The following is a 15,215-nucleotide window of genomic DNA, read 5'->3' as shown; positions in this document are numbered from 1 at the left end:
CACAATCCTAAAAATCATTGCTCTTGTAGAATCTAAGCAATTAGCATGCCTACCTTATAGTGCTTTATGCCTTTGATAAAACTGATTAGAGGAAAATTCATCGAGCATTTTTTGCTCACTTTTAGCGGCCAACATATCCGCTTTTATCTGTTGTTTTTCAATTAACTTAGCAACCGCTTTCGCTTTTACTTGTTGCTTTAACCACAAGGTTTTACGCTGGCTAACCACCTGCTTTGCAGTGTTAACAGTGCTTGCTTGTTGACGTATCGCTTCTTCAATCTTAGCAATGAATGCATGATACTGACTAAATCCGGCACTTGATAAACCCGACTGCCCCTTAATATGAAGTTGCTGCGTGTATTCAAGTCGAAAGTCATTTAAGCCCTGCAGCTTTTGCTGATTTACTTGCAAATTTTGATTAGCTTGCAAGTAGCTCATGCGTAACGTTTCTTCTTTTTCGTTTTCAAGCCTGAGCAACAAATGCAGTTTATTTTTTGCCATTATGCTTGTCCTAATAATTGCGCGAGCCCTTGAAGGCCATCATCATAGCTAATCACATCACGCATCCCTTGTTGTAAAAATGCGTTCACTCTTGGCATCATGTTTATTGCCTGATCGAGCATTTGATCACTGCCTTTTTGATAAGCGCCCAAGGTGATCATGTCTTTGTTCTGTTGATACATTGAATACACTTGCTTAAGCACCCGAGCTTGTTGCATGTGCGATTCAGACACCACTTGAGGCATAACTCGAGAAATCGATTTTTCTATGTCAATGGCAGGATAATGGCCGCTGTCGGCTAAATCACGAGATAAAACAATATGTCCGTCAAGTATGGCACGTGCAGCATCAGCAATCGGATCTTGCATGTCATCGCCTTCACTCAGTACGGTAAAAAAGGCAGTAATAGAGCCTTGCCCTTCCCCGCCATTACCCGCTCTTTCCACCAGCGCAGGTAATTTAGCAAATACTGAAGGTGGGTAGCCTTTTGTTGCAGGGGGCTCACCGACGGCAAGGGCGATTTCACGCTGTGCCATAGCATAACGCGTCACCGAGTCGAGTAATAACAATACGTTTAAACCTTGATCTCGAAAATACTCTGCAATGGTTACCGCACTTTCGCAGCCTTTTAATCGCATTAATGGTGAGGCATCAGCGGGGGCTGCAACAACAACTGAACGTTTACGCCCTTCAACACCCAGTATTTCTTCAATAAATTCTTTTACTTCTCGACCACGCTCACCGACTAAACCCACTACAATCACATCGGCTTCACTGCCTCGGGTCATCATGCCTAATAATACTGATTTACCCACACCAGAGCCTGCAAATAAGCCCATGCGCTGGCCTTGGCCGACAGTAATCACCGAGTTAATAGCACGTACCCCCACATCCATAGGCTTACTAATGGGGCGTCTTGCAAGAGGGTTTATTGCATTTTGAGCAAATTTGAGTGTATGTTCTGCATTAATTTTACCTAAGCCATCTAAAGGTCTGCCTAAACCGTCTACCACTCGACCAAGTAAGCTCATGCCAACAGGCAAACCTGTGTCATTAACTTGGGGGATAACTCGCGCACCAGGCAGTACACCTGAAATGTGGTCGTTAGGCATTAAATACAAAGTTTGATCGTTAAATCCAACAATTTCAGCGTCAACAAAACCGTTCATTGTTTCAATTTTACATTGGCTGCCTACCGGAGCGCGCAAACCTTTGGCTTCCAGTGTTAAACCAACCACACGCGTTAAAACCCCCGCGACTGCAGGCGCTGGAATTTTAATATGCCGTTGGTATTGAGATAAGCGTTCGCTTAATGAAGTATCGCTCACAGACATGACACGCCAATAAAAAAGTTAGATACCACTGTTATGCAAAAAGCTATCCAACGTTTCTTTGACACGGGTTTTCAAGGTCATATCTAAAGATGATAACGTTGTTTTAACTTCACAACCGCCCCGCTCTAGAGTGGGCTCTGCAATTAATTGCCAATGATTAGCTTCAATAGCTTGTTCCCCATAACTGGCTTTTATCAGCGATAAGTCATCTGGATGAAGATGAATTCGAACTTTTTCTTGTTCTGCATTAAGTGCATCAATGCTTTTTTTCAAAGTATGTAAAATAATATCAGGTGATGTTTTTACTTCTTGATAAATAATCGCTTCACTGAGCATAGTGGCTAGCTGTACCAGCTGTTTTTCTGCTTGTTCGTCCACTTTTTTAAGCGGGTCGCTTAAACTATCTAGTAAGCCACGCAGGCTGGTCAACTGCTCATCAATTAATGGTTTAACGTCTTCTTGGCCTTGTGTTTTACCCAGCTCTACACCTTCTTTGTAACCCGCCTCTTTACCCTCGGTTACGCCTTTGTCAAAGCCATCTATATAGCCTTGTTCGTGCCCTTGTTTAAGGCCTTCTTCGTAGGCATCTTGGCGGATACGCTCCAGCTCTACCATAGTTAATGAAGGCAGCTCTGGTTCTTCCGGTTCTTCTACTTGTTCTTTTGCTATTTCTTTACGGTATAGCTCGGCTAAGGGTGTGCCATAAGCCGTAGAGCGATTGCGAAAGCTTCGCTCATCAGGAGCAACATCAGGAATTGGCCAATTTTTTAATAACTCATCAGCTTCATCTGCATGTAATGGGCGACCTTTAGAGTGACTCATAGGTTATAAGAACTCCTCACCACCGCCACCACCAAGCATAATTTCACCTGAATCAGAAAGGCGACGTGCTGTTGATAAAATTTCTTTTTGCGCCGCTTCTACTTCACTAATGCGCACAGGAGCCATAGCCTCTAAATCATCAGCGAGCATTTCAGCAGCACGTTTTGACATGTTACCCAAAATTTTCTCTTTAAGGGCATCGTCGGTCCCTTTAATGGCTTTCATTAATACATCTTGCGGCACTTCACGCAGGATTGCTTGAATGCCTCTGTCGTCTACATCCATTAAGTTTTCGAAGACAAACATTAAGTCTTGAATTTGTTGCGACATTTCTTCGTCATGCTCACGGATTGAATCCATTAACTGCCCTTCAACATTGGTATCGAGGTAGTTCATGATATCTGCCGCAGCTTTTAAGCCACCCATTTTCGCAGCTTGTGCACCCGCTTGACCGGCAAATTGTTTTTCCATAATTTCATTCAATTCTTGCAATGCTGCCGGTTGTACTTCTTCTAAATTAGCAATACGCATGGTTAAATCGAGGCGCACTTTTTCAGGAAATTGCGCTAAAATTTCAGCCGACTGTTCAGGCTCTAGGTAAGAGAGAACAATTGTTTGAATTTGTGGATGCTCATTACGAATAATGTTAGCCACCTGTTTAGAGTCCATCCACTTTAATGAATCAAGCCCTTTGGCGCCTGAGCCCATCACTATTTGGTCTATCAAGCTGGCGGCTTTATCTTCACCTAATGCAGCCGTAAGTGCTTTTTTGATAAAATCTTCAGACTGAAAACCTATCGTACTAAAGCTTTGAATTTGTTCGATAAACAAGTTGTGCACTGCGCTGATTTTAGCTTGCGACAAATCATCGATTGCCGCCATGGCCATACCTACCTTTTGCACTTGCTTTGGCTCTAAGTGCTTTAGGATTTGCGCTGCATCTTCTTCAGATAAACTCAGCAATAATATCGCCGCTTTATCTACACCATCAAGTTTATCAACATCAAACGCCGGTGGTAGTTGTTTTTGTTCTTGATCAGTCATCTTCTGTTAACCACGCTTTCACTACTTGTGATGATAGTTCTGGTTCATTGGCTACAAGGGCACGAACCGCTTTCAATAAGTCTTCGTCGCCATGTAGGTCTGGTAACTGTAGTGTACCATCGCTTGAGAAGCCAACTGAAGCAGAATCAAAGTCATTATTTAGCATATCTAATGTGCTGTCACCAAGATCAACACCTGAACTAAGAGAGTCTTCATCATATTCTTCAAGTGTACTATCTGGGTAAATTAACCGCTTAAGCATAGGTTTAACGACAGCTAAAATCAGTACAATAATAACCAGCGCACCTAATACTAAGCGCATCATTTTCATAAACCAGTCTTGTTCCCATAAAGGCAACTCAAAATCAAGCGCTGAGTCTTCACGAACAAATGGCACGGTCACTACTTCAAGTGCATCGCCACGTTGCATATCAAAGCCTACGCCACCTTGTAACAAGCGACGAATATTTGACAGGGCTTCAACCGAGCGTGGCGTCATAGTTGTTTCACCATTTTCACCCACCGTAGGCAGGTAATCAACCGCAACAGAGACACTTATTCTGCGGATCACTCCAGTTTGCTGACGCTTATGTGAAATAGTGGTATCGAGTTCATAGTTACGAGTGGCTTCTTTGTGAGTTCTACTCGGTGAGGTTGCAGTGCCTGCACCGCCAGCCATTGCATCTTCAGGTATCGTTGAGTTAACTGGTGGCTGATTAGTAAGCGCGCCTGGAATACCAACCGCTAGGCCACCAATATTATTTTCTTCAAAGGTCGTTTCACTTCTTACCGCCGGTAAATCTGGGTTGTAACGTTTTTGTGTTTCTTCTACCGCACTAAAGTCCATACTTAAATCTACTTGTGCGGTGTAATTACCTAATCCAACCACGGGGATCAAAATACTGTCGATTTTTTCTAGGTATTCTTGCTCACGTTTACGTTCTATATCGTATTCTTTACGCGAGCGTGCAGCTAAAGAGGTTTGCGAGCCTGAATTTAATAAACGACCATTTTGATCGGTCACAGTAACGCGCGAAGGCTCAAGCCCTTGTACCGCTGAAGCTATCATATCAACAACCGAGTCAACTTCTTCGCCATCTAGAGAGCGACCGCGTTTAAGAGTAAGTACAACAGTCGCAGAGGGTTTTTTCTCTCTACGGGCAAATACATTTTCTTTGGGAATCGCTAACAATACTTTGGCGCGAGTAACATTATTTAGCTCTTCTATAGTACGGGCAAGTTGTTGCTCACGGCCATGTTTAAGGCGCTCACGTTCTAAACGTTGGCTTACCCCAAACCCCATGTCTTGCATAATAATGTCGCTACCTGATGTAGGCCCTTGATCTAAACCTTCACGGGTCATCAATAACTTGATATTTTGATATTCAGTTTCATCCACCGAGACCACATTGCCATCAAGTTGGTAGTCAATTTTTTGTGCATCTAAAAAGTCGAGTGTTTCTATTAACTCTTCAGTTTGCATTTTACCTAAAGGGCGCATATCTGGCTGACGAGCCCAAATAATAACGAAAATAGCAATGGCTAAACAAATAGCTAATGCAACAATCAGGGTAATTTGACGTAAAACATCAACACCGCCAAGGGAACTAAAATAGCCTGATTTTTGCTCTTGTTGATCTTCGTTTTCACTTTGCTCCATCATGCCATCAGCAAGTGCCAGATCTGTAGATTGATTAGATTGCGCCACAATAATTCTCCACTACCTAGTTAAACAGGCATGTTCATAATTTCTTTATAAGATTCAACAAGCTTATTACGAACCTGTACCGTAGCTTCAAATGCCACAGAAGACTTTTGCGAAGCAATCATAGCCTCAGCAAGTGATACGCTTCTGTCGCCATTCTCTACCGCTTTTACTTTTTGCCCTGCGTCTTGCTGAAGTTCATGCACTGTATTAAGGGCATTACTCAACATGTCACCAAACTGAGCTGTAGAGGTTGATTGCACTTGCGTTGGCAAGTTATTAACTTGATTACTACGTGTGGCCTCTGCAGCCATTGATTGCATTTCTTGAAATAAAGCACTGTTTTGAATTTTCATAATTGTCTCTGATAATGCAGTAAACTCTTAAAGAGAATAAAGCACAAAACATGCCAAAAATTAAAATCAATTAAAACAGCACTTTAAGTAAAATAATTAAGCAGTCAGAGTTTTGACAGCCCTAAATTCAAGTGATTGAACTTAGGGCTTATGGGGGTTATGCTGGGAGGGAAATGCCTAAATCACGCATTTGTGCTAATTTGTAACGCAAAGTACGCGGACTTATACCTAAGGTTTCGGCTACTTCTTTACGCTTTCCTTGACAGCGTGCCAAGGTTTCTAAAATTATGCGATGTTCTTTATCTTTAAGCTCATCTTTGTAACTGCCGGTATCGACGGCTAACAAATCATTTTTTTGCTCATCTACAGGCGCTGCTTTTTCATCATAATAAGCGTTACTGAGACTACTTTTTACAGGCTCAATGTCAGCTTTAGTTTCTGCTACAAAATGCGTTGGGGCTAGATTTTCGATAAAAATAGCATGTTCATCAATACTATTTCCACTGCGTAAAATTAATGCGCGTTGAATAACGTTATCTAGTTCGCGTACGTTACCGGGCCAGCTATGGCTAAGCAGTTTTTGCTCTGCACTGCTATCTAAATACGCCATTGGCTCTTTGCTTTTACTTAAGTGACGTTCAATCAAATGTTTAGCCAGCACAATAATGTCCCCTGGGCGCTCACACAGTGGTCGCCATAGCAATGGGAAAACATTGAGTCGATAGTATAAATCTTCGCGGAACTGGTTATCAGCAACCGCTTCTTTTAACTCTCGGTTACTTGTGGCAAGCACACGTACATCCAGTGCAATGGTTTTACGACCACCTAAACGCTCAACTTCACGCTCTTGCAATACCCGCAGTAATTTGGCTTGTAAGCCTAAATCCATCTCGGTAATTTCATCAAGTAAAATAGTACCGCCCTGTGCTTGTTCAAACTTACCAGGACAAGCTTGTATAGCACCGGTAAACGCGCCTTTCTCATAACCAAATAAAGTGGCTTCGAGCATATTTTCAGGAATAGCAGCACAGTTAATCGCAACAAACGGTTCATTACAGCGTTTTGATTTGTCATGAATATAACGCGCCAGTACTTCTTTACCAGAGCCACTTGGCCCAAGCACCATCACACTGGCATCTGAACGAGCAACTTTATTAGCAAGTTCGAGTAATTGAATACTACTAGGGTCGGCGACAATGGGCCCGTCTGTTTCTTTTTCTTTTTCTGGTAAGTAACGACTCACCATATTCAATAGCACTTCTGGTGCAAATGGCTTAGCCATATAATCAATCGCGCCTAAACGCATAGCCTCTACAGCATCATCAATAGTGGCATAGGCCGTCATCATTAGTACGGGTAAATCAGGGTAATTTAATTTAATACTACGTAATAAATCCAAGCCGCTCATTGCGCCCATTTGTACATCACTGACCACCAATGAAAATACTTCTTTTTTTAGTAGCACCATGGCTTGTTCGGCACTATTGGCGGCCATACAGGCTATACCTGACATTTCAAGTGTATCAATTAATGCTTCACGAAGTCCGGCGTCATCTTCTACAACTAAAATAGTGTTACTCATTATGACTCCCCTAATTTAGATGTGACACTAATAGGTAGCAACATACTAAAAATTGCTCCCCCTTGTGGGTTGTTGTCTGCTTCAACACGTCCCTGATGTGCACTGGCCACTGAACTTACAACGGCAAGTCCTAAACCAGTACCTTGGCTTTTAGTGGTATAAAAGGGTTCAAATATTTTTTCAGTTTGTGCTAAATCAAGCCCAGGGCCATTATCACTAACACTAATGCGGACATAATCAGGGTCTTGCATATCACGCAAAGCACTAAGATGTACTTGTGCACCACTGCCAATGACTTGAATACTATTATGAATTAGGTTTTGAATTGCGCTTGCCAATGCTGTTTTGTTACCCATAATTTCAATATCGGGTTCAGGTAAGCTCACATTTAATTCGCTATCATTGAGCGCTACCATAGCATCGGCACCGGCTTTAACTTCACTTAGTAGCTGTTGCATCGACACTTGCTCAACAACTTGCTGATCACCACTTTTAGCAAATAACAGCATGTCGTTTACTTGGGTTTCTAAATCTTTTAAACGTGACATTAATTTAGTATGAAAACTGCCGCGAGACGCTTCGGGTAAGCGTTTTGAGCCTAAATTTGCGGCATACAACATAGCCGCTGATAACGGTGTGCGTACTTGATGAGCCAAAGACGCAACCATTTTACCTAAGGCACTTAAACGCTGCATATGCGCGACTCGCTTTTGTAAGCGTCGGGTTTCGGTTAAATCGGTCATTAGTATAAGTTGCCCAGGCTCAGGCGCGAGTGCAGTAATATCGAGCTTTATTAAGCGTCCATCTTTTAACGACACTTCATGACCATCATCTTGATGAGGACGAAATGAGCGCTGAATAACGCTAAACCACTTCTCTCCTTCTAATGGCTCGCCGAGCATATCGATAGCTATTTGGTTTGCCTTAGCGATCATTCCTTTACCATCGAGTACAATCACGCCCGCAGGCATGGTATCAACCAGATGAGAGAGCCAACTTGCTTGTTGACGCAAATCACTCAACTCACCAACATACTCCTCTTGCAGTAAACATGGGTTATACTGATTAGCAGAAATAAACTGGGGTTTTAGCACACTTGCAAGGGCCATAATCAACTCTCTAAAATAATGTAGATACTGTAGCTGATGCACAATATGTACCAAAATTATTTACTAGCAAATTCAATAAATTAAACCAACAAAACGCGTGTCGTAAAAATGACGCGCAAAGGAACATGCATGAATAAAGAGACTCAGTGCCGCTGCCCATGGTTAGATACAACAAAACCCGACTACGTGGATTACCATGACCATGAATGGGGCGTTCCTGTGTATGACGATCAACTACTTTTTGAGTTTTTAACGTTAGAATCGGCACAAGCAGGGTTAAGTTGGTACACCATATTAAAAAAGCGCGCTAATTATAAAAACGCCTTTGCAAACTTTGACGTAAATAAAGTAGCGGCCTTTACTGAGCAGGACCTAGAAACATTAATGCAAAATGAAGGAATTGTTCGCAATCGCTTAAAAATAGCCGCAACAATTAATAATGCAAAGTGCTTCATTGCTATTCAAAAAGAGTTTGGCAGCTTTAGTGATTACCAGTGGCGGTTTGTTGGTAATAAACCTCAGGTAAACGATTTAGAGACGCTTGCGGATTACCCCGCAGTTACTGAGGCATCAACATTATTTGCAAAAGATTTAAAAAAGCGCGGTTTTAAGTTTTTAGGCCCAACCACAGTGTATGCCTACATGCAGGCGTGCGGAATGGTTAACGATCATAGTAATAACTGTTTTAGGAAGGAAGAAGTTAAAAATTTAGGGGTTAAGGGTTAAGGGTTAAGGGTTAAGGGTTAAGGGTTAAGAAAATAGCATAAATTAAGGATTTTCAGTCGTAACCCTTTAATTATTATTTTAAACAAAAACAGTAAGTTGGCACCAACACCGACGCGGGGTTAACCCGCTGACAAGTATAGCGCCGAGTTTGCATTAAACGCGGTGTTTAGTTTTTCTAACCTAATACCTAACACCTAACACCTAACACCCAACACCCAACACCCAACACCCAACACCAAAATGTAACACCTGCTCTTAACCTTAATCACGGGATAAGTTATATTTTTTCATTTTTTCGACCAGTGTGGTTCGTCTTACACCAAGTACTTCAGCAGCACGGGCGACAACGTAATCAAAGCGCTCTAATGCCTGTGTGATTAAGTTAATTTCAAGCTCAGCTAAGTACTCTTTAAGCTCAATACCTTCATCGGGCAATAAACCAGGTGCGGCCTGAGCAAAGTCATCTTCTAGATCTATTTCATCTTCGCTAAATCCGCCACTAAAAATATCATTAAAGGCATCACGCTCCATCAGCTCTTCTGGGTACTGTGGCTCATAGGCTTCAACTTCAATGTAGCGGTATTTATTGGGTAAATCAGGAACATCCACCACCTTATCTGGAAACATAATAACCATTCGTTCAACAAGGTTCGCCAGCTCACGAATATTACCCGGCCAAGCATGTTCTTTTAAACTATCAATAGCACGCTCTGTAAACTTAGCCGTAGTACCGCTTTGTTCATTTACACGGCGCATAAGCTCTTTAAGTAGTAATGGTATGTCTTCTGCGCGTTGAGCAAGAGATGGGCTCTCAATAGGAAAAACATTTAAGCGATAGTATAAATCTTCTCTAAATGAGCCTTTTTCTATCATGTTTTCAAGGTCACGGTGGGTTGCAGCAATCACACGCACATCAGCTTGGATCGCTTTGGTACCACCAACGCGCTCATAGCTACGCTCTTGGAGCACTCGCAGTAATTTAACCTGCATTTGTAATGGCATATCCCCTATTTCATCTAAAAATAGCGTGCCACCTTGCGCTAACTCAAAACGGCCTTTCCGTGCTGAAATGGCCCCTGTGAATGCGCCTTTTTCATGACCAAATAGTTCACTTTCTAGTAGCTCTGCAGGAATTGCCCCACAGTTTACTGGTACAAATGGGCCTTTGTTACGTTTAGAAAGCAAATGTACGTTACGGGCGACCACTTCTTTACCTGTGCCCGACTCACCTAAAATAAGTACGTTAGCATCGGTTTTAGCAACCTGCGTAATTAAAAAGCGTAAATCTTTTACGGCTTTGGTTTCACCAACAAGACCATCAAAGGTGCTTTTCTCTTTATTATTTTTATGTTCATGCGGCAACATGCGCTGATATTGCTGACAGTCGTGTAACAGCTGTGTGGTTATTTCATGAGTAAATGGCTCACATATCAACCCCACAACATTAGCCAAACTCAACAAAGGTTTAAGCGTTTCACCAATGAGTAAAAAAGGAAATGTTGGGTATCGTTTAATTAAACTTTCGTGATCTAAAGACTGCAAAGCACCTAACACCACAATACATTCTTTGTTTTGATAGTGGCTACATGCCTGTTCAAAGTCAGCTTCTGTTTGCAACTGTACCGCCTCACCAATAAAAGTAAGCGATGCGTATAATCCAATAGAGCGATTGTTATTATTATCTAAAATTAAGATCATCTTTAGCGAGCCATTTATTTCACTAATTTGTTTTATTAATCAAATTGTAAGCCAGTTGGATTTGGATGCAAGCACAAAGCGGCGATTTTTTGACATTCACGCCAAAAAATAGACACACCACTTAAACCCAATACTTAGGGATTAGATATTAAGTATTACAAAAGCTTGACTGTCCTTATTATCGCGCGCAATCATAAGCACATCAACTGACTATAAAAATTTAAGTAACATTAAATTTTTGCTTAAGTTGTTAGTATAAATGCCGATAACAAGTCATATATAAAATGCTTGGCATTATAATTGCTAACATTTAGTAACTTTTATATTTAACTAAATTTAGGATTAACCCATGGCTCATGCTTCGTTAAAAAAATATTCTCAAGTTCGTACCAGCAGCATCGCCGAAATGGCACCGTATGAACAAATAAATCTAATTTTTAGTAACATTATTGGTCGCTTAGCAGCCACTAAAGGCTTTATTGAACGTAAAGAAATAGCAAAAAAAGGTGAAAACATATCAGCCTGTATTTTGTTATTTGGTGCCTTGCAAGACTCTTTAAACTTAGAGGTTGAGCAAGACCCAAGTATAGCTAACAATTTATTGGCACTTTACGACTACTGCCAACGCCGCTTAGTACAAGCAAATATCAACAATGATGTTGAAGCACTTACAGAGGTTTCGGGTATTGTTAAGGAAATTAAAGAGGGTTGGGAGGGTATTCCTGCCGACCAACGCATACCTACTATTTAATAGTTATGCCAACAAAGCCAACAAAAGCCGCAGAACATGTTAAACAATTACTCTGCGAGCTTCAAACTCACGTTAATAAAAACAGTGCCGATGGTGCTGCTAATTCGCTTGAGTTATTAAATAAACACTTAGTAAATTGGTGCGAAAGTACCTCACCGCCAAGTGTTGATGAGTTAAGTGTACTGCAAACGCAAATTAATATGATTTTAGCAACCGCAGAAAACCAAAAAGCAGAGTCATTTAGTGCGCTGCTCAAACATAAAAAGTCGGATAAAGCCATTAACGCTTATAAGTCGACTTAATTATTTAAAGTAGCTGTATCAGCATCAAATGCACCAAATCCCACAGTAAAAAGGCCACTAAGTTAAATGCTTAGCGGCCTTTTTAAATTACTAATATATATTATTTAGACTGCCTTACCACACCTGGCATGTTGTCCAGCTGAGTTTGCAAATAGCTACTGGTTGAATTTAAACTAGCCACCAATGCATCCATACTGTTGTACTGTGCATACAGGCGCGACTCTAACGACTCCATTTTACGCGCAAACGATACTCTCTGGTCATCTATATCGTTTAACTGGCCCTCCTTACTGTCTATGCGGTTTTGAATTAAGCCATCTGATTTAGTATAAAAACCCATTAATGTATCAAACGACTGGGCAAAACCACCTTCATCAGTATTTTTACCTACAAAAAACTGCTGCACTAAATCAACATTGCTTTCTACTTGCTCATTTAAGCGCGCAGTGTCGAGGCTTAGCTTGCCGTAGCGGTCAGCCTCGACCCCTAACTGTGATAGTGATAAAGAGTTGCCCTCACCTAAATCGATGCTGTTGGTAATTTCTTGCCTAAGTTTAGACATCACCCCGCGCAGCAACGAGTCACCGGCCATTACGCCAGCGCCATCCTCGCCAGATTTACCTAAATTTTTACTTAGCTCCAATAACTCGTTATAACTTTTAACAAATCCATCGAGTCCAGCTTTAATATTATTATTGTTTTCTTTTACTGTTAATGTGCTTACGTCACCATCAATACCTTGGGTTTTTTTAGCCGTAATATCTACGCCATCAATAACACTTTTAAACTCGTTCGTACTACTTGAAGCAATTAAAGTACCATCAATGGTTATTTGAGCATTTTGCGCCGCATTTACCTCAGTTAAATTAGTCGTATGGTTGGCAGGGTCCGCATCAGATACGTCATAGGCTAAGCGAGAGAGCCCGCCTACATCGGTATTGTTACCATCGCTATCTTGTACGGTAATGGTAATGGCGTTTTCTTCACCGGTTTGTTTACTGGTTAAAACCAAATGTTGACCTGCATCACTGGTTACTATCGTTGCTACCACAGAGTCATTAGAGTCAGAGCCAGTGTATGGGCCGTTATTTATTTGGTCTCTTAAATCTTCCAGTGTATTAGTAGGCGACAGCACAGTCGAAAAACTGTTATCTCCAGAGCCAATAGTAATCACACCACCACCAACCGCCTCATCGGCAGCAAATGCAGGAGACGATAACTTATGGGCTTGTGCCAGTGCATCAACTTTTACATTATAACTGCCTGGCTCCGCGTCTTTGTTTGAGCTAAGAGATATAAAATCATCATTACCCGATGCTGTGCGCTTTTGGTAGTTATCGACCTTGCCAAGCGCGGTCATAGACTCTTGCACTTTTACAAGTGCCGCCTTAAGTGCCCCAGCGGCAGAAATATCTGTGGTTAAATTACCTTCTTTTTTATTTAAACGCGATTCAAAAGGAGCTTTTTCGGCATTTACCAATGCACCTACAATTTCTGATACTTGTAAGCCTGAGCCTAACCCTGTAAACGAAATAGCCATATTACCCTCTTTAATAACTATTTAAATGAAAAATTAAGCCACCATTTAGGCGCTATACAGTGTGATCTATCAATAAGCCCGCAGTTTCAGATAACTTAGACACTAAATTTAACACCTCTTCCGATGGATATTGTTTAATAATATCGCCAGTGTCTTTATCTAGCACTTTAATTACATCGCGGCCAGAGTCTTCGTCTACCTGAAACTGTAAGCTACGGTTCATTTCACCCATAAACTCCTGCAATTGCTGCGCCATTTTTTCTAGCTGTTCACGCTCTAACGGCTGAGCAGTTACTTCTTGGTTATTTTTTTCGTATTGATTTTGCTGTAATCGTTGCTGATTTTGTGTGTCAGCTTGCTTTACATCGTCAACAGCGCGTTCGGTTAGCGAACTAGCCGCTTGACCAACTACTTTATCTTCACCCGCAAGCGGAGTTGGTAATGTAACTTCTGCATTGGAATTAATGGTATTCATAACAGATTCCTATTTATTAGTTAATTAAACAATAGCTCAATTAAAACCCTTAAACCACAAAAGGAGGTAGCTAAAGCCACCTCCTTTTTTGTAAAACTAATACTGACTTTATGTACTAGCTAGCTAACCATTAAGCTATTACTTTAACTTATTAACCTAATAAGCTAAGTGCTGCTTGTGGTAACTGATTTGCTTGCGACAAGATAGACGTACCCGCTTGTTGCAAGATTTGGTTTTTCGTCATTTGTGCTGTTTCTGTGGCGTAATCGGTATCTTGAATACGGCTACGTGATGCCGATGCATTTTCTTGAATATTCGCCAAATTACTAATTGTTTGACTAAAACGATTTTGCACCGCACCGAGCTCAGCACGCTCATTACCAATTTGCTGTAGTGCTGCATCAATCACATCGATTGCCGATTGCGAGCCACCTGCTGATGAAATATCTAAATTAGCAATTGACGTAAGGCTAGTTGTCGTATCAAGCGTAGCGTTGGTTGTTGTTGCACCATTTAAAGCGCCTGTACCAGTAACGCTTAATGTAGAAAAGTCAGAATCCAATACTCCATTAGAAACATCTAAACGCCCAGTAATTGTTGCTGTTTTGTTTTCAGTTGTGTCTGCAGCAGCAGATACTGTTACACCACCAGCAATAACTGCAGTGCCATCGTAAGCAGATACCGTACCATCTAACCCATCAGTATTACCACCTTGAATTTCCATTGTTACATCAATGTTTTCACCACTAGCGTTAGTAAACACCAATAAATCATCGCCGGTAGTACCAGCATTAGTTACAACCGAGGCAGTAATACCTTTAGCAGCAAGTGCCTCTGCTGTTGCTGGGTCAATTGCGGTGTTCAATGCAGCAACTGTACCATCACCCGTTGCTGCAGCCGTTGCTGAAATTTCTACACCTGCAACATTAAGTGTAACAACATCTGTAGCAGTTGTATTTGTAGCTCCAAATCCACCCACCGCAACTTGTGTGGTTGCACCAACACCAAACACCCCTTCGGTACTATTGAATTGACCAGCTAAATCTGCCGCACTCATACCTGTGGTTAAATCAATCGTGTTAGTTTGCCCACCTGCAGTTACACTTAAAGAGTCTGTAGCCGCAAATGTTTTAGCTGTTTCACTAGCACCTGAAAATCCGGCAATTGCAGCCAAATCAAACCCTTTACCTCTTAGACCTATATCTTCAGCGGCTGCAGAATTTAAGGTTACGCCAATGGTTTGATTGCTGTCTGAACCTACTTGAAACTG

15 protein-coding genes are annotated in these 15,215 nt (G+C 41.5%); 3 read left to right on the top strand and 12 right to left on the bottom strand.

Annotated features, from left to right (window positions below; translation table 11 throughout):
- Positions 1-54 precede the first annotated feature (54 nt).
- The 8 genes from fliJ to ND6B_RS03530 all read right to left on the bottom strand — a co-directional run bounded on the left by fliJ (position 55) and on the right by ND6B_RS03530 (position 8,453).
- The gene (fliJ, locus tag ND6B_RS03495; protein WP_008112186.1) at positions 55-501 is read right to left on the bottom strand and encodes a flagellar export protein FliJ; all 447 of its coding nucleotides are present in this window, start codon (positions 499-501) and stop codon (positions 55-57) included.
- On the bottom strand, positions 501-1,835 hold the full coding sequence (gene fliI, locus ND6B_RS03500) for a flagellar protein export ATPase FliI (protein WP_008112184.1): 1,335 nt from the start codon (positions 1,833-1,835) through the stop codon (positions 501-503). Before fliI ends, fliJ begins: the two co-directional genes overlap by 1 nt.
- An 18-nt stretch (positions 1,836-1,853) precedes the next feature.
- The gene (fliH, locus tag ND6B_RS03505) at positions 1,854-2,657 is read right to left on the bottom strand and encodes a flagellar assembly protein FliH (RefSeq protein ID WP_033104079.1); all 804 of its coding nucleotides are present in this window, start codon (positions 2,655-2,657) and stop codon (positions 1,854-1,856) included.
- Positions 2,658-2,660: 3 nt separating this feature from the next.
- Positions 2,661-3,701, bottom strand: coding sequence for a flagellar motor switch protein FliG (fliG, locus tag ND6B_RS03510; protein WP_033104078.1), 1,041 nt, complete (start codon positions 3,699-3,701; stop codon positions 2,661-2,663).
- Positions 3,694-5,409 (bottom strand): flagellar basal-body MS-ring/collar protein FliF, encoded by a 1,716-nt coding sequence (fliF, locus tag ND6B_RS03515; RefSeq protein ID WP_033104077.1) that lies wholly within the window; start codon positions 5,407-5,409, stop codon positions 3,694-3,696. The genes fliG and fliF overlap by 8 nt, the downstream gene beginning before the upstream one ends.
- Positions 5,410-5,429: 20 nt before the next feature.
- Complete coding sequence (gene fliE / locus ND6B_RS03520) at positions 5,430-5,762, bottom strand: flagellar hook-basal body complex protein FliE (RefSeq protein WP_008112177.1); 333 nt, start codon at positions 5,760-5,762, stop codon at positions 5,430-5,432.
- Positions 5,763-5,919: 157 nt separating this feature from the next.
- Complete coding sequence (locus tag ND6B_RS03525; RefSeq protein ID WP_033104076.1) at positions 5,920-7,344, bottom strand: sigma-54-dependent transcriptional regulator; 1,425 nt, start codon at positions 7,342-7,344, stop codon at positions 5,920-5,922.
- A complete protein-coding gene (locus ND6B_RS03530) occupies positions 7,344-8,453 on the bottom strand; it encodes a sensor histidine kinase (RefSeq protein WP_033104075.1) in 1,110 nt (369 codons plus the stop codon). The genes ND6B_RS03525 and ND6B_RS03530 overlap by 1 nt, the downstream gene beginning before the upstream one ends.
- A gap of 129 nt (positions 8,454-8,582) precedes the next feature.
- Between ND6B_RS03530 and ND6B_RS03535 the strand changes: the two genes are divergently transcribed.
- On the top strand, positions 8,583-9,179 hold the full coding sequence (locus tag ND6B_RS03535) for a DNA-3-methyladenine glycosylase I (protein ID WP_033104074.1): 597 nt from the start codon (positions 8,583-8,585) through the stop codon (positions 9,177-9,179).
- Positions 9,180-9,440: 261 nt separating this feature from the next.
- Here ND6B_RS03535 and ND6B_RS03540 read toward each other — a convergent pair whose 3' ends face one another.
- Complete coding sequence (locus tag ND6B_RS03540; RefSeq protein WP_028833983.1) at positions 9,441-10,877, bottom strand: sigma-54 dependent transcriptional regulator; 1,437 nt, start codon at positions 10,875-10,877, stop codon at positions 9,441-9,443.
- A 349-nt stretch (positions 10,878-11,226) separates the two neighbouring features.
- Here ND6B_RS03540 and fliS point away from each other — a divergent pair, with 349 nt between their 5' ends.
- Together fliS and ND6B_RS03550 are read left to right on the top strand one after the other, a co-directional pair.
- Positions 11,227-11,628, top strand: coding sequence for a flagellar export chaperone FliS (gene fliS, locus ND6B_RS03545; RefSeq protein WP_033104073.1), 402 nt, complete (start codon positions 11,227-11,229; stop codon positions 11,626-11,628).
- 5 nt (positions 11,629-11,633) lie between these two features.
- Positions 11,634-11,930 carry a hypothetical protein gene (locus ND6B_RS03550; protein ID WP_033104072.1) on the top strand — a complete coding sequence of 99 codons (297 nt, stop codon included), beginning with the start codon at positions 11,634-11,636 and terminating at the stop codon, positions 11,928-11,930.
- Between the two features lie 100 nt (positions 11,931-12,030).
- Here ND6B_RS03550 and fliD read toward each other — a convergent pair whose 3' ends face one another.
- The 3 genes from fliD to ND6B_RS03565 form a co-directional block, all read right to left on the bottom strand.
- A complete protein-coding gene (fliD, locus tag ND6B_RS03555) occupies positions 12,031-13,470 on the bottom strand; it encodes a flagellar filament capping protein FliD (RefSeq protein WP_033104071.1) in 1,440 nt (479 codons plus the stop codon).
- Positions 13,471-13,522: 52 nt separating this feature from the next.
- A complete protein-coding gene (locus ND6B_RS03560; protein ID WP_033104070.1) occupies positions 13,523-13,945 on the bottom strand; it encodes a flagellar protein FlaG in 423 nt (140 codons plus the stop codon).
- A gap of 151 nt (positions 13,946-14,096) precedes the next feature.
- Positions 14,097-15,215 (bottom strand): flagellin (locus tag ND6B_RS03565; protein WP_033104069.1); only part of this gene is annotated, 1,119 nt, incomplete at its 5' end.

The organism is Pseudoalteromonas sp. ND6B (assembly GCF_000764215.1).
Taxonomy (GTDB): Bacteria; Pseudomonadota; Gammaproteobacteria; order Enterobacterales; family Alteromonadaceae; genus Pseudoalteromonas; species Pseudoalteromonas tetraodonis.
Note: the sequence above shows the minus strand (reverse complement) of the source record. Positions and strands in the feature narration are given on the sequence as shown.

Bases quoted from the DNA above. Each gene is read 5' to 3' on its own strand.
- fliJ (WP_008112186.1), bottom strand. From the start codon at position 501: ATGGCAAAAAATAAACTGCATTTGTTGCTCAGGCTTGAAAACGAAAAA.
- fliI (WP_008112184.1), bottom strand. From the start codon at position 1,835: ATGTCTGTGAGCGATACTTCATTAAGCGAACGCTTATCTCAATACCAA.
- fliH (WP_033104079.1), bottom strand. From the start codon at position 2,657: ATGAGTCACTCTAAAGGTCGCCCATTACATGCAGATGAAGCTGATGAG.
- fliG (WP_033104078.1), bottom strand. From the start codon at position 3,701: ATGACTGATCAAGAACAAAAACAACTACCACCGGCGTTTGATGTTGAT.
- fliE (WP_008112177.1), bottom strand. From the start codon at position 5,762: ATGAAAATTCAAAACAGTGCTTTATTTCAAGAAATGCAATCAATGGCT.
- ND6B_RS03525 (WP_033104076.1), bottom strand. From the start codon at position 7,344: ATGAGTAACACTATTTTAGTTGTAGAAGATGACGCCGGACTTCGTGAA.
- ND6B_RS03530 (WP_033104075.1), bottom strand. From the start codon at position 8,453: ATGGCCCTTGCAAGTGTGCTAAAACCCCAGTTTATTTCTGCTAATCAG.
- ND6B_RS03535 (WP_033104074.1), top strand. From the start codon at position 8,583: ATGAATAAAGAGACTCAGTGCCGCTGCCCATGGTTAGATACAACAAAA.
- ND6B_RS03540 (WP_028833983.1), bottom strand. From the start codon at position 10,877: ATGATCTTAATTTTAGATAATAATAACAATCGCTCTATTGGATTATAC.
- fliS (WP_033104073.1), top strand. From the start codon at position 11,227: ATGGCTCATGCTTCGTTAAAAAAATATTCTCAAGTTCGTACCAGCAGC.
- ND6B_RS03550 (WP_033104072.1), top strand. From the start codon at position 11,634: ATGCCAACAAAGCCAACAAAAGCCGCAGAACATGTTAAACAATTACTC.
- fliD (WP_033104071.1), bottom strand. From the start codon at position 13,470: ATGGCTATTTCGTTTACAGGGTTAGGCTCAGGCTTACAAGTATCAGAA.
- ND6B_RS03560 (WP_033104070.1), bottom strand. From the start codon at position 13,945: ATGAATACCATTAATTCCAATGCAGAAGTTACATTACCAACTCCGCTT.